Source organism: Amycolatopsis sp. Hca4 (assembly GCF_013364075.1).
GTDB lineage: Bacteria > Actinomycetota > Actinomycetes > Mycobacteriales > Pseudonocardiaceae > Amycolatopsis.
Map to the genome: position 1 here is coordinate 2,955,553 of NZ_CP054925.1, position 23,605 is coordinate 2,979,157.

General features: G+C 68.5%; 20 protein-coding genes, 1 tRNA gene and 1 pseudogene. 10 read left to right on the forward strand and 12 right to left on the reverse strand.

What is annotated here, in order from left to right; all coding sequences use genetic code 11:
- Positions 1 to 100 precede the first annotated feature (100 nt).
- On the reverse strand, positions 101 to 628 hold the full coding sequence (locus HUT10_RS12865) for an EF-hand domain-containing protein (protein WP_254896848.1): 528 nt from the start codon (positions 626 to 628) through the stop codon (positions 101 to 103).
- Between the two features lie 98 nt (positions 629 to 726).
- Positions 727 to 3,467, reverse strand: a pseudogene (gene polA, locus HUT10_RS12870) (DNA polymerase I).
- A 62-nt stretch (positions 3,468 to 3,529) separates the two neighbouring features.
- Here polA and HUT10_RS12875 point away from each other — a divergent pair.
- A complete protein-coding gene (locus HUT10_RS12875) occupies positions 3,530 to 3,970 on the forward strand; it encodes a PaaI family thioesterase (RefSeq protein WP_176171417.1) in 441 nt (146 codons plus the stop codon).
- A gap of 5 nt (positions 3,971 to 3,975) precedes the next feature.
- Positions 3,976 to 4,947 carry a LysR family transcriptional regulator gene (locus HUT10_RS12880; RefSeq protein ID WP_176171418.1) on the forward strand — a complete coding sequence of 324 codons (972 nt, stop codon included), beginning with the start codon at positions 3,976 to 3,978 and terminating at the stop codon, positions 4,945 to 4,947.
- On the opposite strand, the gene HUT10_RS12885 is transcribed toward HUT10_RS12880, so the two are convergent.
- Positions 4,913 to 5,683: a S9 family peptidase gene (locus HUT10_RS12885; RefSeq protein ID WP_176171419.1), complete on the reverse strand. Its 771-nt coding sequence runs from the start codon at positions 5,681 to 5,683 to the stop codon at positions 4,913 to 4,915. The two genes, HUT10_RS12880 and HUT10_RS12885, sit on opposite strands and share 35 nt — an antisense overlap.
- A gap of 542 nt (positions 5,684 to 6,225) precedes the next feature.
- On the opposite strand from HUT10_RS12885, the gene HUT10_RS12890 reads away from it, so the two are divergent.
- The 5 genes from HUT10_RS12890 to HUT10_RS12910 all read left to right on the forward strand — a co-directional run bounded on the left by HUT10_RS12890 (position 6,226) and on the right by HUT10_RS12910 (position 11,051).
- Positions 6,226 to 7,380, forward strand: coding sequence for a branched-chain amino acid ABC transporter substrate-binding protein (locus tag HUT10_RS12890; RefSeq protein ID WP_176171420.1), 1,155 nt, complete (start codon positions 6,226 to 6,228; stop codon positions 7,378 to 7,380).
- Positions 7,381 to 7,491: 111 nt separating this feature from the next.
- Positions 7,492 to 8,454: a branched-chain amino acid ABC transporter permease gene (locus tag HUT10_RS12895; protein WP_176171421.1), complete on the forward strand. Its 963-nt coding sequence runs from the start codon at positions 7,492 to 7,494 to the stop codon at positions 8,452 to 8,454.
- Complete coding sequence (locus HUT10_RS12900; protein ID WP_176171422.1) at positions 8,451 to 9,578, forward strand: branched-chain amino acid ABC transporter permease; 1,128 nt, start codon at positions 8,451 to 8,453, stop codon at positions 9,576 to 9,578. Before HUT10_RS12895 ends, HUT10_RS12900 begins: the two co-directional genes overlap by 4 nt.
- Positions 9,575 to 10,348: an ABC transporter ATP-binding protein gene (locus HUT10_RS12905; RefSeq protein ID WP_176171423.1), complete on the forward strand. Its 774-nt coding sequence runs from the start codon at positions 9,575 to 9,577 to the stop codon at positions 10,346 to 10,348. The genes HUT10_RS12900 and HUT10_RS12905 overlap by 4 nt, the downstream gene beginning before the upstream one ends.
- Positions 10,338 to 11,051 (forward strand): ABC transporter ATP-binding protein, encoded by a 714-nt coding sequence (locus tag HUT10_RS12910; protein WP_176171424.1) that lies wholly within the window; start codon positions 10,338 to 10,340, stop codon positions 11,049 to 11,051. The genes HUT10_RS12905 and HUT10_RS12910 overlap by 11 nt, the downstream gene beginning before the upstream one ends.
- A gap of 43 nt (positions 11,052 to 11,094) precedes the next feature.
- Here the strand turns inward: HUT10_RS12910 and HUT10_RS12915 are convergent, their stop codons facing one another.
- Both HUT10_RS12915 and HUT10_RS12920 read right to left on the reverse strand, forming a co-directional pair.
- Complete coding sequence (locus HUT10_RS12915; RefSeq protein WP_176171425.1) at positions 11,095 to 11,619, reverse strand: DUF4352 domain-containing protein; 525 nt, start codon at positions 11,617 to 11,619, stop codon at positions 11,095 to 11,097.
- Positions 11,620 to 11,652: 33 nt separating this feature from the next.
- Positions 11,653 to 12,267, reverse strand: coding sequence for an ANTAR domain-containing response regulator (locus HUT10_RS12920; RefSeq protein ID WP_013227937.1), 615 nt, complete (start codon positions 12,265 to 12,267; stop codon positions 11,653 to 11,655).
- Positions 12,268 to 12,439: 172 nt separating this feature from the next.
- Between HUT10_RS12920 and HUT10_RS12925 the strand changes: the two genes are divergently transcribed.
- Positions 12,440 to 12,513: transfer RNA gene (locus HUT10_RS12925), tRNA-Leu, on the forward strand.
- A gap of 307 nt (positions 12,514 to 12,820) precedes the next feature.
- Here HUT10_RS12925 and HUT10_RS12930 read toward each other — a convergent pair.
- Together HUT10_RS12930 and HUT10_RS12935 are read right to left on the reverse strand one after the other, a co-directional pair.
- Positions 12,821 to 14,308, reverse strand: coding sequence for a pentapeptide repeat-containing protein (locus HUT10_RS12930; protein ID WP_176171426.1), 1,488 nt, complete (start codon positions 14,306 to 14,308; stop codon positions 12,821 to 12,823).
- Between the two features lie 189 nt (positions 14,309 to 14,497).
- Positions 14,498 to 14,890: an integrase gene (locus tag HUT10_RS12935; RefSeq protein WP_217709595.1), complete on the reverse strand. Its 393-nt coding sequence runs from the start codon at positions 14,888 to 14,890 to the stop codon at positions 14,498 to 14,500.
- A gap of 80 nt (positions 14,891 to 14,970) precedes the next feature.
- On the opposite strand from HUT10_RS12935, the gene HUT10_RS12940 reads away from it, so the two are divergent.
- On the forward strand, positions 14,971 to 15,297 hold the full coding sequence (locus tag HUT10_RS12940) for a hypothetical protein (RefSeq protein ID WP_176169275.1): 327 nt from the start codon (positions 14,971 to 14,973) through the stop codon (positions 15,295 to 15,297).
- Between the two features lie 149 nt (positions 15,298 to 15,446).
- On the opposite strand, the gene HUT10_RS12945 is transcribed toward HUT10_RS12940, so the two are convergent.
- The 3 genes from HUT10_RS12945 to HUT10_RS12955 all read right to left on the reverse strand — a co-directional run bounded on the left by HUT10_RS12945 (position 15,447) and on the right by HUT10_RS12955 (position 21,295).
- Entirely contained in the window at positions 15,447 to 15,806 is a 360-nt protein-coding gene (locus tag HUT10_RS12945; RefSeq protein ID WP_176171427.1) for a hypothetical protein, read from the reverse strand.
- Positions 15,807 to 16,355: 549 nt separating this feature from the next.
- Positions 16,356 to 17,201 carry a HEAT repeat domain-containing protein gene (locus HUT10_RS12950; protein WP_176171428.1) on the reverse strand — a complete coding sequence of 282 codons (846 nt, stop codon included), beginning with the start codon at positions 17,199 to 17,201 and terminating at the stop codon, positions 16,356 to 16,358.
- A gap of 17 nt (positions 17,202 to 17,218) precedes the next feature.
- Complete coding sequence (locus HUT10_RS12955; RefSeq protein ID WP_176171429.1) at positions 17,219 to 21,295, reverse strand: polymorphic toxin-type HINT domain-containing protein; 4,077 nt, start codon at positions 21,293 to 21,295, stop codon at positions 17,219 to 17,221.
- A gap of 292 nt (positions 21,296 to 21,587) precedes the next feature.
- Here HUT10_RS12955 and HUT10_RS12960 point away from each other — a divergent pair, with 292 nt between their 5' ends.
- Entirely contained in the window at positions 21,588 to 22,070 is a 483-nt protein-coding gene (locus HUT10_RS12960; protein WP_176171430.1) for a hypothetical protein, read from the forward strand.
- 37 nt (positions 22,071 to 22,107) lie between these two features.
- Here the strand turns inward: HUT10_RS12960 and HUT10_RS12965 are convergent, their stop codons facing one another.
- Entirely contained in the window at positions 22,108 to 22,926 is an 819-nt protein-coding gene (locus HUT10_RS12965) for a catechol 1,2-dioxygenase (RefSeq protein ID WP_176171431.1), read from the reverse strand.
- A gap of 34 nt (positions 22,927 to 22,960) precedes the next feature.
- Entirely contained in the window at positions 22,961 to 23,524 is a 564-nt protein-coding gene (locus HUT10_RS12970) for an NADPH-dependent FMN reductase (RefSeq protein ID WP_176171432.1), read from the reverse strand.
- Positions 23,525 to 23,605 lie beyond the last annotated feature (81 nt).

The window sequence follows — 23,605 nt, forward strand, 5'->3', positions numbered from 1 at the left end:
GGCGGACCCTACGCCGTGATCGCCACGCGTTGGCGCCGACCCACTTACCCAGCGGTAATGGCTCACCCGAACGGAGTCATCCGTTCGGCACAACGCGCGTTCAGAAGCGGCCGAACACGCTGCTGCCCGGTGCGGCCGGGTCGTCGCCGGCCCAGAACTCGTACCAGTGCCGGGTGAACTCCTCGCGGGAGAGGCGGCCGTCGCCGTCGGAATCGAGGAGGGCGAAGACGTCTTCGGACGGGGTGCCGACGCCGTTCCACGCCGCGATGAGGCGGTCGTACTCGGCGGCGGAGATGACGCCGTCGCCGTTTTCGTCGACGGCCTCGAACATCGCCTCCGCCGTGCCGGTGACCGCACCCGGCATCGCCGGCAGCTCGTCGACGACCTGCAGGACCTGGTCGAGGCTGACCTTGCCGCCCCCGCCGGCGGCGTCGTCCAGGGTGGCCCACCAGCCCATCATGATGCCGGTGAGCCGCTGGCCGCCGGGCGAGCTGGCGTCGGTGCCGCGCAGGTCGAGCCACCGCGCGGTGAGCGCCCGGAAGTCGGTCTCCGTCAGGTAGCCGTCGCCGTCGTCGTCCATCGCGCCGAAGACGCCGGAGATCTTGCGCCGCTGGAAGTCACTGGCCATGGCGCCCAGCATCGCCGCGGTGCGTGAGCCCCGACGACGTCCGCCCGAGTACTTCCGCGCCACGACCCGGTGATCCGGGTCGTGACGCAGAGCGATGCCTAATGTGCGGCTTCGTTCCAGGACCGGCCGTAGCCGACCGAGACCTCGAGCGGCACCGCGAGCGCGTACGCCGAGCCCATGCCCTCGCGCACCAGCTTCTCCAGCTGCTCCTTCTCACCGTCGGCGACTTCCAGCACCAGTTCGTCGTGGACCTGCAGCAGGATCCGGCTCTTCAGCTTGGCCTCGACGAGCGCGCGGTGGACGTTGAGCATCGCGACCTTGATGATGTCGGCCGCGCTGCCCTGGATCGGGGCGTTCAGCGCCATCCGCTCGGCCATCTCGCGGCGCTGGCGGTTGTCGCTGTTGAGGTCCGGCAGGTAGCGGCGGCGGCCGAAGATCGTCTCCGTGTACCCGCACTTCGCCGCTTCGCCGACCACCGAGTGGAGGTAGTCGCTGATGCCGCCGAAGCGGGCGAAGTACGCCTCCATCTGCTCCTTGGCTTCTTCGGTGGAGATCCGAAGCTGCTGCGAAAGCCCGTACGCCGACAGCCCGTACGCGAGCCCGTACGACATCGCCTTGACGCGGTAGCGCAGCTCCGGCGTGATCTCCTCCGGCGGCATCGAGAACGCCCGCGACGCGACGAACGTGTGCAGGTCCTCGCCGGAGTTGAACGCCTCGATCAGGCCCTCGTCCTTCGACAGGTGCGCCATGATCCGCATTTCGATCTGGCTGTAGTCCGCGGTCATCAGCTCGGTGAAGCCCTCGCCGACGACGAAGGCGTCGCGGATGCGGCGGCCTTCTTCGGTGCGGACCGGGATGTTCTGCAGGTTCGGCTCGGTCGAGGACAGCCGCCCGGTGGCCGCGATCGTCTGCAGCAGCGTGGTGTGGATCCGGCCGTCGTCGGCGACGGCCTTGATCAGGCCCTCGACGGTGGTGCGCAGCTTGGTCGCGTCCCGGTGCTCCAGCATGTGCTGCAGGAACGGGTGCTCGGTCTTCTCGAACAGGCCCTGCAGCGCCTCGGCGTCGGTGGTGTAGCCGGTCTTGGTGCGCTTGGTCTTCGGCATGCCGAGCTCGTCGAACAGCACGACCTGCAGCTGCTTGGGCGAGCCGAGGTTGATCTGCTTGCCGATCACCGCGTACGCCTCTTCGGCGGCCTGGGTGACCCGCGAAAGGTAGTGCGCCTCCAGCGAAGTCAGCTGCTCGAGGTCGACGGCGATGCCGGCGATCTCCAGCTCGGTGATGACTTCCAGCAGCGGCAGCTCCAGCTCGGCGAGCAGCTTCGCGCCGCCGATCTGCTCCAGTTCCTTCTCCAGCGCGCCGGCCAGCTCGAAGATCGCGCGGCCTTGACCAGCTCTTCCTGGATCTCCTTCTGCTCCAGGCCTTCCGCACCGCCGTCGAGCAGGGACAGCTGGCCGTCGCCGCCGTCGGTCTCCGAGCGCAGCTCGCGGTGCAGGTAGCGCAGGGCGAGGTCGTCCAGCTCGAACGTGCGCTGCCCGGGTCGCACGAGGTAGGCGGCGAGCGCGGTGTCCATGGCGAGCCCGGCGAGGACCCAGCCGCGCGCGCGGATCGCGTGCAGCGGGACCTTGAGGTCGTGTCCGGTCTTGCGGATGGCGCCGTCGGCCAGCCAGGCGGCGAGCGCCGCGTCGTCCGCCTGGTCCATGGCCGTGACGTCGACATACGCGCCTTCGCCGTCGGCCGTGGCGAAGGCGATCGCGCGCAGGTCGGCCCGGACCGACGTGCCCACCGCGCGGAAGGACAGGGCCACCGGCTCGCCCGCGCCCGCGTGCTCGCTCAGCCACGCGCCCAGCGCACCCGGGGCCACCGCGGCCCCCGAGACCTCGAAGCCTTCGTCGGCCTCCGGCTCGGCGCTCTGCAGCGTCGCGAACAGCCTGTCGCGCAGGACGCGGAACTCCAGCTCGTCGAACAGCCGGTGCACCGCTTCGCGATCCCACGGGCGCAGCTCCAGCCCGGACGGCGCGACCTCCAGCTCGACGTCCCGGATCAGCTCGGTGAGCTGCCGGTTGAGCTGCACCGAGGACAGGTGCGCCCGCAGCGCGTCGCCGACCTTGCCCTTGACCTCGTCCACGCGGTCGATCAGGTCGTCGAGCGAGCCGAACTGCTTGATCCACTTGGCCGCGGTCTTCTCGCCGACGCCCGGGATGCTGGGCAGGTTGTCCGAGGGGTCGCCGCGCAGCGCGGCGAAGTCCGGGTACTGCCGCGGGGTGAGCCCGTACTTCTCCTCGACGGCGTCCGGGGTGAACCGGGTCATCTCCGAGACGCCGCGCTTCGGGTACAGCACGGTGACCTGGTCGCTGACCAGCTGCAGCGCGTCGCGGTCGCCGGTGCAGATCAGGACGTCGAAGCCGTCGGCCGTCGCCTGCGTGGTGAGCGTGGCGATGATGTCGTCGGCCTCGAAGTTCTCCTTGACCAGCGACGGGATGCCGAGCACCTCGAGCACCTCCTTGACCAGGTCCACCTGGCCGCGGAACTCGTCCGGCGTCGTGCTGCGGTTCGCCTTGTAGTCGGCGTAGGTCTCCGACCGGAACGTCTTGCGCGAGAGGTCGAACGCCACCGCGAGGTGGGTCGGTGCTTCGTCGCGCAGCAGGTTGATGAGCATCGAGGTGAAGCCGAAGACCGCGTTCGTGACCTGACCGGTCTTCGTCCTGAAGTTCTCCGCGGGCAGGGCGAAGAACGCGCGGTAGGCCATCGAATGGCCGTCGATCAGCAGCAGCTTCGGCCGCGGTTCGAGGGTCGCGGTTCCTGTGGCGTTGGCAACGGTCGTCTTCTCACTCGGGCTCACGGGGCCGAGTCTAGGCTGAGGGTCCGACACTCTTACGTGTCGCATAGGAAGAGGAGCACTGCGTGACCGACCGTGCCGTCCCCATCGACGTGGACCGCTTGTCCGGCATCGACCCGGCGGCCGCGGACCAGCAGCTGAACGACAAGGTCGGGATGCAGCTCATCGAAGCGACCCCCGAACGCGTGGTCGGCACCATCCCGGTCGAGGGCAACCTCCAGCCGTACGGGCTGCTGCACGGCGGCGCGAACGCCGTGCTCGCCGAGGCGCTGGGCTCGACCGTCGCCGCGCTCAACGCCGGCCCCGGCCGGGCGGCGATGGGGCTGGAGCTGTCCTGCACCCACCACCGGGCCGTGCGCTCGGGCAAGGTGACCGGGGTCGCGACCCCGCTGCACGTCGGCCGCGGCACGATCACCGCGGAGATCGTGCTGACCGACGACGAGGGCCGCCGCACCTGCACCGCGCGGCTCACCTGCGTGGTCCGGGACCGCCCGCCGGGCTCCTGAGCCCCGTGGACCTCGACGTCGCCCAGGTCCGGGCGTTCGTGGTCACGGCGGAGCAGCGGCACTTCGGGCGGGCCGCCCAGGCGCTGTTCCTCACCCAGCAGGCGTTGTCGAAGCGGATCCGGAAGCTCGAAGACGCGCTCGCGACCCCGCTGTTCCTGCGCACGCCCCGCTCGGTGGAGCTGACCGCCGACGGCGAACGGTTCCTCCCGCACGCGCGCGAGCTGGTGCGGGTGGCCGACGCCGCGGTGGCCGCGATGGGTGCCGACGACCGGCCGCTGCGGCTGGACCTGGTCGACCACCGGCTCTCCCCGATGTTCCTGCTCCGCCGGCTGGCCGCGCACGAGCCGGGGCTGCGCATCGACCGGGTCGCCGGCCGCGGGTTCGCCAACGCGATCGACCCGCTGCTGTCCGGCGAGCTCGACGCCGCCTTCGGCCGGGTGTCCGGCTGCGGACGGCCGCTGCCCGACGAGCTGGAGCACCGGCCCGTCCGGCTCGAGCCGCTGGTCGCGCTGCTGGCGCCGGAACACCCGCTGGCCGTGCAGGACGTCATCCGCCTCGAGGAGCTGCGGGCCGACGGGATCTGGCTGCCCGGGCTCGGCGGCCCGCCGGAATGGCTGTCCTACCTGCACGAGCTGTGCGAGCGGTTCGCCGTGCCGATCGACGACTCCGGCGTCAGCTACGACCTGCGCCACACCCTCGAGCAGACGCGGTACGGCAAGCGGCGCGTCACCCTGGCCGGCGCCGACATGGAACTGGCGCCGGACCTCAACCTCAAGGTGCTGCCGTTCGAGCCGTCGCCGCTGTTCCCGTGGTCGCTGGTCTGGCGGCGGGGCAAGGCGCACCCGGCGCTGCGGCGGCTGCTGGCCGTCGCCGGGCGCACCAGCCGCGACGAGGACTGGTGCGCCTACGACCCGGAGCACGCCTGGCTGCCGTCCGCGGACGTCAGCCTCGCCACCGCCGTGCGAACCACTCGCTGAAGGCGGCGTCGACGCGGGCCGCGGCCGGCGTCCCCGGCGGGAACTCGTGCGCCATCCCCTCGACCGTGACCAGCTCGGCCCCCAGCTTCGCCGCCAGCGCGGCCGCGGGCTCGCGCACGGCGATGTCGTCGTCGGCGCCGGCGACCAGCAGCAGCGGCGCGGTCAGCTCGGCGGCCCGGTCGACGAAGTCGTAGCGCGCCGCGACCGCCCGTGACCGCTCGGTCCACGCGTACGTCACGCCGAAGCGCCGCTCGTTGGCCGTGATCATCGGTGCCAGCTGGACGAGCGGGCTGGCCACCGCCGCGGCCGCGATCACCGCCTCGCCGCGGGCCAGCACCTCCAGGGCGACCAGCGCCCCGGCCGAGCCGCCGAACACCCCGAGCGGGCCGGTCGCGCCGGGCAGCCGGTCGCGCAGCTCGGCCAGCGCGGCCGGGAACTCCCCCGCGGCCTGCTCGGTCACCGGCTCGAAGACGTTCAGGACGGCGTCCTCGCTCGCGCGCCGGAAGACCTCCTCGGGGCCGCCCTCGGGCAGCCGCGCCCCGGAGAGCGGGAGCCCGAAGTACACCCGCCACGCCTGCAGGCCCGCCATCGGGACGGCCTCCGCCATCGCGCGTTCGCTCGACGGCTCGTCCATCAGGTGCCAGCCCGCCACCAGCGCCGCCGGCGCGTCCGGGTCCGCCGGCGGTGCCGCCACGAACGGCACTCCCGCGGCGACGCCCTCGATCAGCTCGCTCATCGTTCTCTCCCTGTCTGTCGGCTGCCTCCAGCCAACCGCCGCGGGCGGGGACCGGTCCAACAGCCGTTCCGGCGGCCACGACAACCGTCGGTTGTGCCAAGCCGGGTGGCCTTTCGGGCAGACCTGAACGAGGGGGGTGGGTCCGTTCGGCCGCCCGAACCGGACGTAAGGTGCATCCCTACGGCGGTGCCCGCTCGACCGGACGCCCGCCAGGGTGAACAGCGGATCGCCGGGAAACCGGCAACGGCGGGCTCGCCGAAATGGGCGATGACATACCGGTGAAACACGGCTGTCACCCATTCGCAGAACGAGCGCCGATACTTAGCATCGCTGCGTGACCAGCAGCGGGTCACGGGGAAACTTTGTTCGGCTTTTCGTGCAATTCGTGTCGGTTGCGATCGTCACGATGTGGACACAGAGTAGTGAGGCCGCCTGTGCACAAGACGGCCGAGAGGGATATCTTCCTGCCCTAACCTAGCCCCTGTGTCGGGGGCAACGCCTACCGGCGGCTGGTTGGTCATGGGAGGTAGTCGGTGTCAGGAGTGCGTTTTGGACGGGTTCTCGCCCTCGCAGCGGCGACGTCGCTCGCGCTGGCGGGCTGCGCCGGTGGCGGCTCGTCCAGCAACAGTGGTGACGGCAGCACGCTGAAGATCGGGTTCATGGGCGACCTGACCGGGGAGAACTCCGGGATCGTGATCCCCCCGAACAACGGCGCCAAGCTCGCCATCGACGAGTACAACGCCACGAACCCCAAGGTGAAGCTCGAGCTGAAGAACTACGACAGCCAGGGCAAGCCGGAGCAGGCCACCTCGCTGGTGCAGACCGCGATCGGGACGGACAAGATCACCGCCCTGATCGGCCCGGCGTTCTCCGGTGAGTCGAAGGCCATCGGCGGCGTCCTCGAGCAGGGCAAGGTCCCGAGCGTGTCGCCGTCGGCGACCAACCCGGGCCTGGCGAAGAACGGCTGGAAGTACTGGCACCGCGTCGTCGCGAACGACAACGACCAGGGCCCGGCCATCGCGAACTTCCTCATCACGGCGAAGTCGCCGAAGAACGCGTACGTCATCTCGGATGACCAGGAGTACAGCGTCGGCCTGGCGGACGCCTTCGAGAAGACCTTCAAGGACAAGGGCATCACGACCGAGCGCGACAAGTTCGCCAAGGACGCGTCCGACTACTCCTCGACGGTCCAGAAGGTCAAGGCCGCGAACCCGGACGTCATCACCTTCGGTGGCTACTACGCCCAGGGTGGCCGGCTGCTCAAGCAGCTCCGCGACGGTGGCGTGAAGGCCATCTTCGCCACCGGTGACGGTTCGCTCGACCCGCAGCTGGTCTCGGGCGCGGGCGCCCAGGCCGCCGAAGGTGCCGTCGTCGGCTGCCCGTGCAACATCCCGGACGCCGGCGCCAGCAACGAGTTCGCCACCAAGTACAAGGCCAAGTTCAACGTCGACCCGGCGATCTACGCCACCGAGGGCTACGACGCCGCGACCGCCATCATCAACGCGGTCAAGGCCGGCAACACCACCGGTGAGAAGATCAACGACTTCCTGAAGACGGAAGACTTCAAGGGCGCGTCGAAGCAGGTCAAGTTCAAGGAGAACGGCGAGCCGGAGACGAACGCGATCTACGTGTACCAGGTCGTCGGCGGGGTCATCAAGAACCTCGGCGCCTCGACCGAAGCCAAGATCAACGGCTGACGGAGCTAGTTAACACCTAACGGGAGCGGGGGCGCTGTGGACGACCACAGCACCCCCGCTCCCCGCCAATGTGGCGACCATCCTCGCCCCGTCAGGTAAGGCAACTACGTCATGTTCCAAGATCTGCAGAGCCAGTTTCTGGGCAGCACCATCGGCGGCCTGGTAGCCGGCTCCATCTACGCCCTCATCGCCCTGGGCTACACGATGGTCTACGGCGTCCTGCGGCTGATCAACTTCGCCCACTCCGAAATCTTCATGATCGGGACGATGACGTCCCTGTTCATCCTCGTCACGATCGCGCCGACGGCGCCGTTCACGATCTTCTCGATGATCGGCATCCTGCTCCTGCTGATCGTCGCCTCCGCGCTGGTGTCCGGCGGTTCGGCGATCGTGCTCGAACAGCTCGCCTACCGGCCGCTGCGCAAGAAGGGCGCGACCCGGCTCGCCGCCCTGATCTCGGCGATCGGCGCCTCGCTGTTCCTGCAGGAGGCCTTCGGCCTCAAGATCATCCCCTGGCTGTTCGACAAGCCGGGCCGCGTCCAGCAGTCCGCGCCGCGGTTCGTGCCGCACGAGGAGCTGTTCCGGATCGGCAACGGCGTCGTGCGCACCGACCACGTCTTCGTGATCATCGGCGCGGTCATCGTGATGGTGGTGCTGGACCAGCTGGTCAGCCGCACCCGCATCGGCCGCGGTATCCGCGCCACGGCGCAGGACCCCGAAGCCGCCGTGCTGATGGGTGTCAGCATCGACCGGATCGTCCGCATCACGTTCCTGCTCGGCGGGGCCATGGCCGGTGTCGCGGCCGCCCTGTTCGTCATGGAGTACGAGAACACCGACTACCGCATCGGCTTCCTGCTCGGCATCAAGGCGTTCACCGCCGCGGTGCTCGGCGGTATCGGCAACCTGCGCGGCGCCCTGCTCGGCGGCATCGTGCTCGGCCTGGTCGAGAACTGGAGCTCCATCTTCCTCGGCTCGGCCTGGAAGGACGTCACCGCGTTCGTCGTCCTGGTGCTGGTCCTGATGTTCCGGCCCACCGGCATCCTCGGTGAATCGCTGCAGCGGGCACGCGCATGAAGGGCGAAGAAGTGGCTACCAGCAACGGAAAGCCCGCACGCGGCGGGTTCCACCCCGTCGACGGGTTGCGGGACTGGTGGGCGGACGCTCCGCAGTGGCAGCGTTACGGCGTCTACATCGCCCTGATCGTGTTCGCGCTGATCCTGCCCGCTCCGTGGATCGGGGCGTTCATGTCGCCGGACTCGGACTGGACGACGGTGCTGATCTTCCCGGTCGGCACGTACATCCTGCTCGCCGTCGGCCTCAACATCGTCGTCGGGCACGCCGGCCTGCTGGACCTCGGGTTCGTCGCGTTCTTCGCGATCGGGGCGTACACCTGGGCGTCCATCGGCACGTCGTACGGGTGGTCGTATTGGCCGACGGTGGTGCTCGGCATCTTCCTGGCGTCGATCTCCGGCGTCATCCTCGGCGCACCGACGCTGCGGCTCCGGGGTGACTACCTCGCGATCGTGACGCTGGGCTTCGGGGAGATCGTCCGGATCACCGCGAACAACACCGACGCCATCGGCGGGGCCCGCGGCATCACGAACGTGCCGCACCCGGAGCCGATCTTCGGGGTCGAGTTCTTCCTCGACCCGGCGCCGTACTACTACCTGATGCTGTTCGCGATCGTCCTCGTCATCACCTTCTCGGTGCGGCTCAACAAGAGCCGCGTCGGCCGGGCGTGGGCGGCGATCCGCGAGGACGAGGACGCGGCCGAGCTGATGGGCGTGCCGACGTTCAAGTTCAAGCTGCTCGCCTTCGCGATCGGCGCGATGATCGGTGGTTTCGCCGGCACGATCTACGCCAGCAAGGCCGTGTTCATCGAGCCGAACAACTTCCCGTTCATCCTGTCCGCGACCATCCTGGCCGCGGTCGTGCTCGGCGGCTCCGGCAACCTGCCCGGTGTCATCCTCGGCGCGTTCGTGATCGCGTGGCTGCCCGAGCGGTTCCGGTTCCTCTCCGAGTACCGCATCCTCATCTTCGGCTTCGTGCTGGTCCTGATGATGGCCCTGCGGCCGGAGGGTCTGCTGCCGTCCCGGCAGCGCAAGGCCGAACTACGGGAAGGAACCGGCGGCATGGGCGCCATGGGTGCCGAAGTGGCCGGGCCGGACTCCGAGGCATCGGCGGAGGTCGCCAAGTGAACGCCCTGCTCGAATTCGACAACGTGACCATGCGCTTCGGCGGCGTGACCGCCCTGCGCGAGGTCAACATCAGCATCAACCAGGGCGAGATCTTCGCCCTCATCGGCCCGAACGGCGCCGGCAAGACCACGGTGTTCAACGTGGTCACCGGCGTCTACCAGCCGACCGAGGGCCAGGTCCGCTTCGACGGCGACCGCATCGACGGGATGAAGCGGTTCCGCGTCACCAAGCGCGGCATCGCCCGGACGTTCCAGAACATCCGGCTGTTCCACAACATGACGGCGCTGGAGAACGTCATGGTGGGCGTCGACGCGCACCACAAGACGGGCGCGATCGGCGCGACGCTCGGCCTGCCGTGGCACCGCAAGGAAGAGAAGCACGGCCGCGAGGTGGCCAGGGAACTGCTCGACTTCGTCGGCATCGGCCGGGTCGAGCACAGCGTCGCGAAGAACCTCTCCTACGGCGACCAGCGCCGGCTGGAGATCGCGCGGGCGCTGGCCACCGACCCGAAGCTGCTGCTGCTCGACGAGCCGGCCGCGGGCATGAACCCGGCGGAGAAGAACGCCCTGCAGGCGCTGATCCGCAAGATCCGGGACGACGGCCGCACGGTGCTGCTCATCGAGCACGACATGGGCCTGGTCATGCACATCAGCGACCGGCTCGCGGTGCTCGACTTCGGGCAGAAGATCGCAGAAGGGCTGCCGCACGAGGTGCAGAACAACCAGAAGGTGATCGAGGCGTACCTGGGGGTGTCCGAAGATGCTTCTTGAGGTCCAGGACATCAACGTCCACTACGGCAAGATCGCGGCCCTCAAGGGCATGAGCATCGAGGTCGGCGAGGGTGAGATCGTCTCCCTCATCGGGGCCAACGGCGCCGGCAAGACCACGACGCTCAAGACGATCTCCGGGCTGCGGCCGCTCACCAGCGGCCGGATCCTGTTCAACGGCCAGGACATCTCGAAGACCCCGGGGCACAAGCGCGTGCTGCTCGGGATCGGCCAGTCGCCGGAGGGCCGGGGCGTGTTCCCCGGCATGACGGTGCAGGAGAACCTCCTGATGGGTGCCTACACCCGCAAGGACGACCTGAAGGCCGACCTCGACGAGGTCTACGAGCTGTTCCCGCGGCTGAACGAGCGCAAGACGCAGTTCGGCGGCACCATGTCGGGCGGCGAGCAGCAGATGATCGCCATCGGCCGCGCGCTGATGACGAAGCCGAAGGTGCTGCTGCTCGACGAGCCGTCGATGGGCCTGGCGCCGATGCTGATCGCGCAGATCTTCGACATCATCCGCGAGATCAACAAGCGCGGGACGACGGTGCTGCTGGTGGAGCAGAACGCCCAGCAGGCGCTGAAGCTGTCGGACCGGGCGTACGTGCTCGAGACGGGCCGTGTGGTCCAGAGCGCGCCCGGCGCCGAGCTGCTGAACGACCCGAAGGTGCGGGCCGCCTACCTCGGTGGCGACCTCGGCGTCTGAGTGTTGTTTTCGGGGGCCCGGCGCTTCGGCGCCGGGCCCTTTCTCACAGCTTGATGTCGGTGCCGTTGGCGTTCTTCATGTCGGTGATGGTGGGCCCGCCGAAGGCTCTGAGCGCCGCCGGCTTCCGGTCCTTGGGGATGTCCCAGTAGAGGTCGAATTCGACGCGCACGCCGTGGCCGAGGTCGAACTGGGCGGGCTGGCGCTTGATCAGCATGGCCTGCTCGTCCGAGGGGTGGGTGCCGCCCTGGTCGTCGACCAGGAGCTGGCGTTTCGTGTCGAACAGGACGCTCGAGGTGCCGGTGTTGGTGATCACCAGCCGCAGGCGCACGTACTGGCCCTTGGGGAGCATCTCGGCGTGGCTCCCGGTGATGCTGGGCAGCCCGGAGGCGAGGCCGATCAGGTCGAACTCGGTGTCGCCGTTCTTGGCGGGCGGCACCTTGAGGGCGGTCTCGTCGGGCCGCACGGGTCGCGGAGGCAGCTCGTAGGTGGTGGGCGCGGGCGCGCTCGGCTGCGCCGCTTGGCAGCCTGTCAGGAGGGCGAGGGCCACGACGGCCGGCAGCAGCTTCACCTGCGTGATTCTGCCTGCCGGCCGCCGGTCGGGCTAGCTCCCGATGCTCTCGACGACGGCCTCGGCCACGGCCTTCATGGTGGTCCGCCGGTCCATGGCGGTCCGCTGGATCCACCGGAAGGCATCGGGCTCGGTGAGGCCCTGGCGGCTCATCAGCAGGCCCTTGGCGCGGTCGATGACCTTCCGCGTCTCGAGCCGGTCGGTGAGCCCGGCCACCTCGGCCTCGAGGGCCTGCAGCTCGGAGAACCGGCTGACGGCGAGCTCGATGGCGGGCACGAGGTCCCGCTTGGCGAAGGGCTTGACGAGGTAGGCCATGGTCCCGGCATCCCGCGCGCGTTCGACCAGATCCCGCTGGCTGAAGGCGGTGAGGATGACGACGGGCGCAATCCGGTCCCCGGTGATCTTGGCGGCGGCCTCGATCCCGTCGAGCTTGGGCATCTTGACGTCGAGGATCACGAGATCGGGCTTGAGGTCCGTGGCGAGCGAGATGGCCTGCTCGCCATCCCCGGCCTCGCCGACGACCTCATAGCCCTCTTCACGCAGCATTTCGACGAGATCAAGCCGGATGAGAGCCTCGTCTTCCGCGACGAGCACCCGACGCTGCGGCACGGTGGCGGCACCGTTGGCCTCGGTAGCCTGATCGGTCACCGGGGTCCTCCTGAAGACTCGGCGGGACGGTCGGTTTCGCGTGTTCCGCGAACCTGAAGCCTACCGGGAACGATCCAGAACCAGAGATGGCGTTCACCACGTAGTGGCGGGCGCGACACTCCGGCCCCGGGAGTGGGTCGGGTCCGGTGATCCCGTAGAGTCACGGCGTCACGCCCCCGTAGCCCAACTGGCAGAGGCAACGGATTCAAAACCCGTCCAGTGTGAGTTCGAATCTCACCGGGGGCACTGTGGCCCACCAGCACAGAACGGCCTCTGACCAGGCGAAACCTGGGTAGGGGCCGTTCTCGTGAGTCCGGTCGTGTCCGGCTCTGTCCGACCGTCTACGACCCTTCACCCCCTATGCGCCCCCGCAAATCAGGCTGCGGCGCTCGATCAGCCGAACGCCCGTCGACCTGACGCCTGCCACCTCGATCCCGGGTAGGTCGGGCGCGTGACCGACGGCTGAGAGGCGTCACCTGCGCACCTAACCCGCACAGACTGCGACTCCAGCGAACCAGCAGGCTTGAGTCATCCTGACCAGGAGTCGCGGACTCTATGACTCCTCGGACGAGCGGATCAGCAGTGCCCAAACTGCGTTCTCGCCCGGGGCCGTCCGATACTTGGGCCACGGACCCGCTCGCCAACCGGCAGGCCACTGATCATCATACTTCGTACTACCTGTCTTCGAGATGCCATAGCTCCGCTCTACGGCAGTCACACTGTTAGACAGGTCAGGAGTGGCAGCCAATTCAACATCATCCCAAGCAACACCAGTAAAGAAAACCGCCTGCTTCATTGAAGCCGTTCCCAGAAAACGGGTCCCATCAAACCATGTACGATGCCTATTTTTTGCAAGATCAAGCGACACGTGTTCATGAAATACTGATCGACCGAAGTACGCGTGGGACTGGACGTCAAGCTGGCCAAAAGAAGCTTCTTTCCAAAAGATTGACCCAATACACTCAAAGAACCCGTGGTGCGTACCATTAAATCGCGCCACCCCGAGAAATGTCGAGCCACTAAAGCTACTAGCACTTACATGCTTACTGTCGCGGAAGTTGGCCCGGGAAAAATCGGCTTCACCAGTGAATATCGACCCATCAAAAGCCGTCCGCCCCCTGAAGGCGGATGACCAGAACCTTGCATCACCTATAAATAGACACTCGCGAAAGGTTGCATCTTGCGCGTCGCAGTGAGCGAACGTAAAGTCTATTAGAGTCGCACCAGACAGGTCAATACGCAGATCGGTCCCCCAGTGCAACGGATTCGGATCTCCCTCGCCGCGCCAGTCTTTTACACGGAAGCGGGTTTGCAAGATGCGCTGAGCAGCATTGCGAACCTCAAGCTCCTGCCTGAATTCACTATCACTTTCTAGAGCATCATCTTCCGCCAGGTTGGAATGAGTGGCGTCAACACTTTCGAGGCCAAACTTCGATCGAGGCACCCTGAAGGGCATGCGGAGATATGCAGATACAACGTTTACAACCGTCTGCCGAGAATCCGGATTCTCCTGCCCCAACCGCTCCAACGCATACATCGCGCCGAGACGAACGGGCGCGTGTCGGGAACCTAGTTGTTCCACCGACTTCGCATACAAATCCGTTACTCGTCGCTGCAATGCATCGTTCTCCGCCGCCACAGCCAGCCGCTCCTGGTGCAAACGGTTGTCGAGAGCGACCTGTTCAACGTGCGCTTGAGCGCGATCCCGCAAGTGTAGATCCACCTCAGTCGCCTGCTGCCTTCGCACGGCGAGATATAGCGCGAGTGCACCACCGGCAGAAACAACGACGCCCGATGTGATCTTCACGGCCTCAAGTCTCGCGGTCAGCAGGTTTTCGCTACTAAGCTTGGCGTCTTTGACGATCCAGAGCAGCAATACGAGTACCAGGAGTGCCACAACCGAGGCGCCTACCGCGACCGCCGGAAGTAGCCATTTCGGCAACTGCTTCGGCAAGGCCGTCGAACCACGCATGGTCAACTCAGGCCGCATCGGTTGCTCGCCCGACGCTGCATCTGACGCCGGCGACTGAGACTGGCTCATAGCTGCATAGTCGCACCTGGTCAGCTGACCGCTACACGACCAAGTCACCGAGCATCGAACACCTGGCTGCCTGGTCGGACCTCGAGTGGCACACGCGAGCGCCACGCAGATCGGCTCCTGACCAGCGTGGATACGATCAGGAGCCGATCCTTCCAGACCGGGAGCCCTCGCGACTGCCGACCTGCGGCGTTAGCCGTCTGAACCGTCGTCGCCCCGCCAGTCGAGCACCTTCTCGATGCGGTCATGGGCGGCCGACTCCAGGCCGGCGATCACCTTGGCGTAGATCTGATGCAGGACGGCGACGGAGTGGCCGGCCCACTCCGCGCACTGCGTAGAGGGCACCCCGGCGGCCAGCCAGGTCGACACACAGGCGTGCCGGAGGTCGTAAGGACGCTTTGCCAGCGGAGAGGCGTACTCGTCGTCCGAGAACGCCGCCTTGAGCGCCTTGTCCCAGACTCGGCCGACCGTGGACTCGGCCAGGTCTCCCCCAGTCAGGTTCCGGAACAGCCGCCCGTCGGTCGCCGTGCCGAGCGTGGTCAGGTGCGTGTGCAGGATCGCCTTCAGCGGCGGTGGCGACGGCACTGTGCGGACCTCTCCCTTTCCCCTCTGCTTGAGCTGCCTGCGGTCGCGGCGTTTCCCCGCTGTCCGTCCAGGCCGCGCCGGTGATCGGCGCGGCCTCCGACAACAACAGCTCGCCCACCCCTCTTCGGGAAGGCGAGCACCAGATGACCGCCGGCGAGTCCGTGTTCCCGTACTGCTCAGCGCTGGTACCCGTCTGCCGTTCCAGCGACGGCGGGATGCTGTGTGTCGATGCCCGGCCCGGTCAGCAGTACGGCTGCGTGATGAATTGGTACGCAAGCGAAGGCGCATACGCAGCCGAGTGGTGCAGCGTGACGCACATGCTCACCGACGTTGCCGAACGTCTCGGTGCAGGTGAAGCGGCCGCCGACAACAAGGGGATGTTGATCTGGAGCGCCGACCTCGGGTGAATCAGGCTGATCGGCACGGAGACGCCGTCTTTGCGTTCGAGCCGTGCACACCAGTTCGCGCGGCCGAGGCGACGGACTTGCTGAGCTGGCTGCTCAGTGGTGGGACGAAGATCCTGCTGCCGTCGCTCGCTTCCCCACGCAATGGGCCTTCAGATTGTGGTCTGAGCTGGATGGTGAACCTGCCGGGTGGACGGGTCATAGCAGACCAGGTTGTATCGATCTGCCAGTTCAAGGATGAGCGGGCCTGCTTCGGCGGCCTGAGACAGGCCCAGGCAGAGGATCACGCGGCGGTCCGTGGCGTCCGGGCTCATGTTCCACGGGGAGTCGTCGAGGTCGGTGAGATCCTCCAGCCGCGGATAGTGCGTGACCAGCTCTGCAGCGAATTCGAGGTGGCGAGTGGAAGGCGTCGTCGAGGCCTCGTCACCATTGGCCAGGCGATTGCAGATATCCGCGGCCTGTTCGGCCGTTACCGGGTTGGGCTCGGCCCACAGGTAGAGGTCATAGCTCACAGGATCAAGCCTTCTTTCTGCCCGCCTCAGTGATCGATGACCATCGTAGGCTCGCGTATCGAGGTCCGACGCAGCAGACCACGATGAGTATCCGCGTCCCCGGTGGCCAACGGTGTCGCACCGGCGACGCGTCCGGATCCGGCTTCGGTGGCGGCTGTTCGCCAGGAACCCAGAGGCACGTCGGATACGGCTCGCACGGGGTTCTGTGGCGTCTGGCCCTTCGCCGCCTGCGGCGCGAGAAGTCCGATGAGGACAAAGGCAGCAGCGACCGCGAGTCCACGAGTTACGCTCGACCTCAGCCTCACTACGCCCTCCTGCACGTCTCTGTGAGACAGGGCTCAGAAGGCCGGGCTTCAATGCGCCCGATGACCTCGGGATACATCCGGACCGGCCGAGAAGCAAAGGACCGATCATCGGCCTCCTACCCGTCGTGTACCCACCGGCGCCGGCGTTCCCGAGCTACCCGAATCAATATGACCTGGCACCACGCACAACCGAAGTGGCGTCGTTTGTTAGCGGAACAACACCCATTCCGGATCACGTGGCGGCTCAGCCCAGCTTCTTCAGCGCCTTGCGGGCCTCGGTCCTGACGTTGTAGACGTCATTGTCGTCCCAGGTGGACGGAGGATCGTCCAGCAGGGCCTGGATCCGGGGCTTCGCCTCCGCGTGGTTCAGTTTGGCCAGGGTCCGGACGGCCATGTGCGCGACCGAAGGATCGTCCAGCAGACCCATGGCCACCGCCGCGGCACGGTCGTCCTTGAGTTTCGGCAACGCGTTGACCAGCTCCGACCGGGCGGAGCCGTACTTCGGGTCCGCCACGAGGTCCAGGTACTCGTCGGCGACCGCGGGCTCGGCGAATCCGGCCAGGCCCAGGCCGATCGCCCAACGCAGGTCTTCCCGGTCGGACTCCGTGACCTCGTGCCCAGCCGCTCCGCGCAGCTCGGGCAGATCGCGGAACAGCCTGAGGAACAGCGGCCGGGCCTGCTTCTTGGCGAAGCCGAACGACAACGCCCGCACCAGCTCACTCACCAGTGGGAAGTAGTCCGTTCGGTCCAGCCACTCCACCAGGAGCGGCACCTGGGCCTTGTAGTCGAGCATCTTCCCGTTGAGCCGCAGCCGGTACAGGTGCTCGACCCGCAGGACGGGGAACCCGGCCTCCGTGAGGGAGGCGAGCAGGCCGCTCGCCTCCTCGCGGTACTGCGGCAGGGCCGGATCGTTCTTGACTTCGGCGATCCGGGCGGCCAGGAAACCCGGGTCGCCGGCGATGCGGTCGACCACCTCGCGGTGGGACAGCCCCGCGGCACCGGTCCAGTCCTCGAACGGCGCCGCGGGGTCCGCGGGCAAGTCGTAGTACTCCAGGATCGCCCGGGCGACCTCATCCGTGGACTGACGCACCGACTTGCCTCCCATCGTCAGATGACTTCGTGCAAGATGATCTTGCCTTGGTTGACCAGATCCTGCAGCGGACCGGACAGAACGGTACCCGGCTTGCCGTTCACCCGCTGACGCACGAACAGCTGCAGTTTGACCCCGCCCCTCGCGGCCTCGTCCATGTAGTCCTTCAGCTGCGTCGACAGGTACTGGTAGGCGACGTTCTTCGAGTCGCCGATGTAACTCGTCTTGCCGGCCGCGTCGCGGGTCAGGAAGTCCGGGATCCGGTCCCGATTGTTGATCTTGATCTTCAGGGTGTTCTTGGGCAGCCCCGTGATCGAAGCGATCTTCGCCTCGCCGGCCGCGCCGATGGCACAGACCTTCGCGCCGGAGTTGTGCACCAGCACCGGGACGCCGCCGACCACGACGTAGAACGTGTGGATGTCGTCGACCGTGAGGTTGTCGACGTCCTGGTGCGCGGTCCAGTGGTGGGTCGCCGTGACCGTGACCCAGTGGCCGTCGGGCTGCCGCAGCTTGTCCCGGACCCCGAGGTCCTTGGCCTCACGCCACCCCTTGCCGTCCACCCAGAACGGGTGGCCTTCGGTGGCCGTGACCGTGCCGCCGCCGGTGACCGTGATGTCGACCAGGTTCTTCTCACCCGAACCGGGGATGAGCTGGGTCACCGGCCGGCCCTCGGTCTGCCCGGTCGCCGGGTCGGTCGCCAGGACCACGTCACCGAGGCGGATGGCCCCGATCGCCTTGACCGAGCCGTCGGCCAGCAGCACCAGTGTGTCCGGGGTGAAACTGTTGGGACCACACGGGTTCTTCAGCCACTGGTAGACGTCCCGCAGCTTGCCGCCGAGCCTGTCGACCACCACACGGCCGGCCGCGACCGCCTCGCGGAACCGGTGGAAGCCGCTGACCAGCTTGACGCTGGCGGAGAAGGCTTCGGGCAGCTTGAACGCGACCTTCAGCGCGCGGATCGGGCCGATCGCGTTGAGCGCGGTGAAGATGCAGCCGCCGATGTCACCCTCGGTGAAGCACTTGCGGGCGTCCTCCCAGCCGATGATGTCGAGGATGACCTTGCCGCCGTTCTCCAGGATCCAGTCCAGGACCCCCTTGTCGGCGTCGCTCATCGCCTTGCGGTACTCGTCGACGGCCGCTTGGCCGCCCTCGAGCCGCAGCACGTCCTCGTCGTTGCCGGTCAGGACCTCGTTGTCGTCGTCGGTGGCCGTGCCGGGCTGGCCGACGTTCGGGTTGTTGGCCTGGTCCTGCCTGCGCTGCTCGTCCGCGGTGCGTTTCTGCTGGTCCTCGGCCAGCTTCTTGTCCGCGGCGATCTTCTGCGCCTTGGCCGCCTCGTCAGCCGCTTCGCCCGCTGACTTGTTCGCCGCCAGCGCCTCGGACCTGGCTGTCTCGGCCGACGCGGCCGCGTCGGCGGCGTAGTCGTTGGCCTTGCTGGCCGAGACCTGCGCCTGCGCGAGCGACTTCGCGGCCGAGTTGGCGGCCTGGTTGGCCTGCGCCGCGGCGGCCGCGGCTTGACGGGCCGACTCGGCCGCCTGGTCGGCCGACCGCTGCGCCGCGTCCGCCGAGTCCTTGGCCTGCTGGGCGAACTCGGCGGCCTTGGTGGCTTGCCTCTGGGCCTCGTTCGCGTACTCCTGCGCGTCGTCGGCCGCGGACCGGGCCCGTGCGGCGAACTCGTGCGCCTTGGCCGCGTTGGACCGGGCGGTCGCCGCCGACTGGCCGGCGTTCGACAGGTAGCCGTCGATCTCCGCGACGTGCACCGCGGTGTCGGCGTCGCGCTGCCGCGCCCGCGGGATTTCCACGTCGAGGATGCGCCGGAACCGGGACGCCGGGCCCTCCAGCGCGGCCTGCGCGACCGCGTTGACCTCGGGACACTTGTCGCCGCAGGCCATCACCGCACGGAATTCGTTGCGGTTGTCTTCGTCGCGGGCCACGTACTGGCCGGTGTCCAGGAACGCGCGCAGCGCGTCCACCTGGTTGGTGTCGATGGCCCGGCTGGCCTGGGTGCGGACGTTCGAGCCGTCCTTGGCCGCCAGCATGATCTGGCGGACCTCACTCAGCAGGTCGTCGAACTGGCCCGGGTAGGCGCGGGTGCGCAGGAACTCCTGGACGTGCGCGTCGTCACCGCCCAGCGCGGTGATCGCGGCCTGCCGCTGCGGGATCTTCGCGGTGGTGTCCGCGATGGCGCCGACGCTGGCCCGGTCGTCGTTCGCGGCCGCGAGCTGCTGACCGGTCGCGACGAAGATCTTCACGTCCGGTTCGCCGCCGGACAGTGCCGCCTCGGCGGCGGCACGGGTCCACGGGCCGCCGGACTTGCCCAGCCGGGCGGCGGCCTTGCGGCCGTTCTCGATCACCTTGGCGGGTGAGGTGGCCGGGTCACGGGCCTCGGTCAGCAGCCGCTGCGCCTCGGCGTCCAGCTCGACCGCACGGCCGGCCTTCCACTCGGCCTTGGCCGCGGCCTCGTCCTCTTCGGCCTTGGCGTCCTGGGCCTCGGCGATCGCGGCCGCCTTCTCCTGGGCAAGCCGTTCGGCGTCGGCCTTGCGCGCGGTCTCGGCGATCCGGGTCGCCGTGTCCACCGCGTCCTGGGCCTCCTTGGCCGCCAGGTCGGCGTCGGCAGCGGCGGTTTCCGCCTTGGTCGCGGCCTGGTCGGCCTGCCACGCGGCGTTCGCGGCCTCATCGGCCGCGTCGGCGGCGGCCCTGGCGTGCGCGGCGGCGGACGTGGCGGCGTCCCGGGCTTCGCGGGCGGCCTGGGCCGCCCCGGCGGCGATGTTCTTCGCCGCCGCCGAGGCCCTGTTGGCCTCGGCGGCGGCCCGGCGGGCGCGGTCCGCGGCGGCCTTGGCCTCGGCCACGTTCGCACCGGCCGCGAGCGCGGCCTGGTACGCCTGCCCGGCGGCGAAAGCGGCGGCGTCGGCGTTCGCGCCGGCACTGCCGGCCGCTGTCGCCGCGTTCCCGGCGGCGGTCGCGGCGTTGCCGGCCGCCTCGGAGGCCTTCGCGGCCGTCTCCGCCGCTTCGGCGACCTGACGTGCGGTGCGGGCCGCGTCCCGTGCGGCATCCGCCTTACCGTGGTCCAGGCCGGCCTGGACGGCGGCGTCCCGGGCCCGCGCGGCGGCCTGCCCGGCGGCGACCGCCGCGGCCGCGGCCTTGCTCGCCGCGTTGGCCGCGATGCGGGCCGCCTCGTTGGCCGTGGCGGCCGCGCTGATCGCGCTCTGCGCGGCCTCCGCGGCCCGGCGCGCGCCCTCCGCGGCCCGTCCGGCCGCCTGCGCGGCGCGGTCGGCATCGCCTTGTGCCGCATCGGTTTCCCGCTTGGCGCGCTCGGCCGCCTCCTTGGCCTTGGCGGCGGCCGCGATGGCGGCGTCGGCGGCGTCCTTGGCGGTTTGCGTCTGCAGCGCGGCCTGGTCACCGGCCTGCTTGGCCAGCTCGGCCAGCGACTTGACCGACAACACCTCCTGGTCGCGCTGGACCGCGACCTGGTAGCCCTGCCGGAGGAACTCGTGGATGTCCTCGATGGTGCCGTCGAGCGCACGCTGGGCGGCCTCCCACACCCGGGTGCCCCGGCCGGCAGCGGACATCAGCCTGCCGACTTGGATGGTGTCGTCGGCGTCCTGCGCGTCGTCCTTTCCGGTACTGAGGAACTTCAGCATCGTGTCGACGTTGTCGCTGTCGAGTGCGCGGCTGCCCTCGGTCCGGACGTTGCTGCCGACCGGGGCCGCGGCCATCACCTGGCCGACCTTGCCGCGGATGTCTTCCTTCCACGGCGCCTGCCAGCCACCGGCGAGGAACTGCCGCTTGGCGTCGGTGTTCCCGTCGAGCGCGGCGGTCGCCGCGGTGCGCGTGTTCGCACCGCCCAGCAACATGAACCGGCCGATCTCGTTCCAGAGATCGTTGTCCTGCACCGCGGCCAGGTCGGCGGTGAGGAACCGGTGCACGTCCTCATCGGTCCCGGTGAGCGCGGCTTCGGCCGCCGCCTCCACGCCTGCTCCACCGGTCTTCCACAGCTGCACCACCTGCGCGCGCTCGCTGGGCTGGTCCGCGGCCGGTGCGGCGGCCGCGACCGGCGGTACGGCCAACCCCTCGACCAGTCCGGCGGCCAGCGCCACGGCAAGTGTTGCTGCGACAGGTGTTCTGAGCGCGCGCGAAAGCCGCCACTTCCCCCTCATTGGCCAATGCCCCCTAATAGCTCAACCGATGTAAGCCGTTTGTCAAGAAAGACCGTTTGCACGTTAGCGGCAAACACGGGCGGCGCGGAAGCCCGTTCACCCCAGGCCGAGTTCTCGTTCAGCGGCCTGCCCTCGGCCGGGACGATCACTCGTTGACGGCGGCGGCCTCGGCGTTTACTGTGCGATCAGCAGGCTGTCAGCCTGCCGGGGGTTTCACTAGGGGGAGATTCGAATGGCCAAGCCGTTCCTCGTGCTGGCTGCTGCCACCGCGGTGCTCATCGCGACCCTGCCGACGGCCGCCTCGGCGATGGCCGGGACCGCACCGGCGACGCAGGCCGCCGACGACGAACCTCCGTCGCTCGTCGAGGACTACAGCTACCCCGGTGCGGACCGGATTCTGGCCGAGCAGGGCTTCAAGCTGATCACCGGTGACGGCCACATGCTGCTGGTCGACTGCCCGTCGACGCCCGGCAACGACGGGTTCATCCGGGTGCGCCGCAACCTCAAGCCGATCGCCTGCTTCAAGGTCCCGGCCGGCCAGTCCGGCAGGCTGACCATGGAGATCCCCGAGGTGACGTTCATCAAGGGTGACGACCACACCGTGAAGGCGACGCTCGCGGGCCAGAGCACCGCGATCGACATCTCGAAGAACGAGTGGACACCCATTCCCGGGGACAAGGGCAGCACGCTGGTCACCCTCGTCGCCACTCCCTGAGGCCGGTCCTCGGACCGGACGACCGGGTCCTCGTCGTTCAGACGGGGCGGAGGACGAAGTCGTACGTGAGAGTCCGGTAGGGCTGGTCCAGACCACGAGCGTGGTGGTCTTCGTGGCGGGTGGTCGTCTTGACCGCCTCGGCCGGGACCGTTCCTTCGATCGTGCTTTCGACGAGCGGGTCGCCGTCGAAGTAGATCTGGGTGGTCAGCGGTAAGCAGCCCTCCGCGGTCACGATCGAATGGATGTGCCGGGGGCGGGTGCCCTCCAGGCGCAAGGCTTGCGTCAACGTCGCGAGAGGGCTCTCCGCAGGGATGCCGAAGGTCTCGAGGCCGGGCATCACCGTGCGGAATTCGTAATGGCCGTCGCTGTCGGCGATGATTCTTGCGCGGAGGTTGCCGGGCGGAATTCCGGTGGCGTCGTTGGGGATGTTCAGGGGCGCGAAATCACTGGTGTCCATCCCGGAATAGACGTTGTTCGCGTCGATCTGCCAGATCTCCAGCGCCGCGCCGGGCAATGGGCTTCCTGTGGTGGTGCGGACCGTTCCGGACACGATGAGCGGCTCGCCGGGCTCGTCGGGCCGCATCGGCAGCACCGCGGGGCTTTGGCGGACCGGTGCTCCGGGACGGTGGGCGGGCCCCTCCATCTCCCAGTGGCTCGCGCCGTCCTTTTCCGGGTGGGCGTAGGGTGCCCCCGCGGTTCCTTTGAGGACCGTCTTGTAGAACAAGATGCTCGCCGATGGCAGCTCGCCTGCCTCCGCCACCTGCTGGAGCCAGTCGATGGCGGCGAGCAATTCGTCGAGCGTGACCTGGTGCTTGAGGATGACGTCGTCGACCGCGCGGCGCAGGTCGGCGAACACGACCCGCAGGCGTCCCCCCGTTTCTTCCACGGGTTCAGTTCCGGACCGTCTTGAGGGCGCCGGCCCAGGATTCGAGCTGGTCGAACAGGATCGTGGCCGCCTGGTCGTGCGCGGGCGCGGGGGTGAACGTCGTGTGGTTGCGGAAGTCGTTCACCAGGGAGAACGACAGCTGCTGGCGGACGTGGGCGAGCTGCAGTTCGCTGCAGATCGCGCGCAGGTGCTCGATCGCACGGGCTCCGCCCAGTGAACCGTAGGAGACGAAGGCCGCGGCCTTGTTGTTCCATTCGCGGTAGAGGTAGTCGATGGCGTTCTTCAGCACCGCGGACGTCGAGTGGTTGTACTCGGGGGTGACGAAGACGAAGCCGTCGAACCGGGCGATCGTCGCGGCCCAGGCTTTCGTGTGTTCGCCGGCGTACTTGCCGGCGCTGGCCGGGATCGGCTCGTCCAGGTGCGGCAGCGGGTGGTCGAGCAGGTCGACCAGCTCGTAGTCGGCGCCGGTGCGCTCCTTGGCCCGGGTCAGGACCCAGTCGGCCACGGCTGCGCCGTTGCGGCCGGGGCGGGTGCTGCCGAGGACGATCGCGAGCTTCAGGTCGCTCATGGGGTGGCCTCCGAATCAGTGGGACTTGAATCTTCAAGTCAAGCTAGTCGCTCTGGCTTGAAGTTTCAAGTGTGGCCGGTC

What these genes read in the sequence shown, in the direction of transcription:
- HUT10_RS12895 (WP_176171421.1), top strand. Translation starts at nt 7,492, where the DNA reads ATGTTCCAAGATCTGCAGAGCCAGTTTCTGGGCAGCACCATCGGCGGC.
- HUT10_RS12885 (WP_176171419.1), bottom strand. Translation starts at nt 5,683, where the DNA reads ATGAGCGAGCTGATCGAGGGCGTCGCCGCGGGAGTGCCGTTCGTGGCG.
- HUT10_RS12960 (WP_176171430.1), top strand. Translation starts at nt 21,588, where the DNA reads ATGGCCAAGCCGTTCCTCGTGCTGGCTGCTGCCACCGCGGTGCTCATC.
- HUT10_RS12910 (WP_176171424.1), top strand. Translation starts at nt 10,338, where the DNA reads ATGCTTCTTGAGGTCCAGGACATCAACGTCCACTACGGCAAGATCGCG.
- HUT10_RS12970 (WP_176171432.1), bottom strand. Translation starts at nt 23,524, where the DNA reads ATGAGCGACCTGAAGCTCGCGATCGTCCTCGGCAGCACCCGCCCCGGC.
- HUT10_RS12900 (WP_176171422.1), top strand. Translation starts at nt 8,451, where the DNA reads ATGAAGGGCGAAGAAGTGGCTACCAGCAACGGAAAGCCCGCACGCGGC.
- HUT10_RS12865 (WP_254896848.1), bottom strand. Translation starts at nt 628, where the DNA reads ATGGCCAGTGACTTCCAGCGGCGCAAGATCTCCGGCGTCTTCGGCGCG.
- HUT10_RS12930 (WP_176171426.1), bottom strand. Translation starts at nt 14,308, where the DNA reads ATGAGCCAGTCTCAGTCGCCGGCGTCAGATGCAGCGTCGGGCGAGCAA.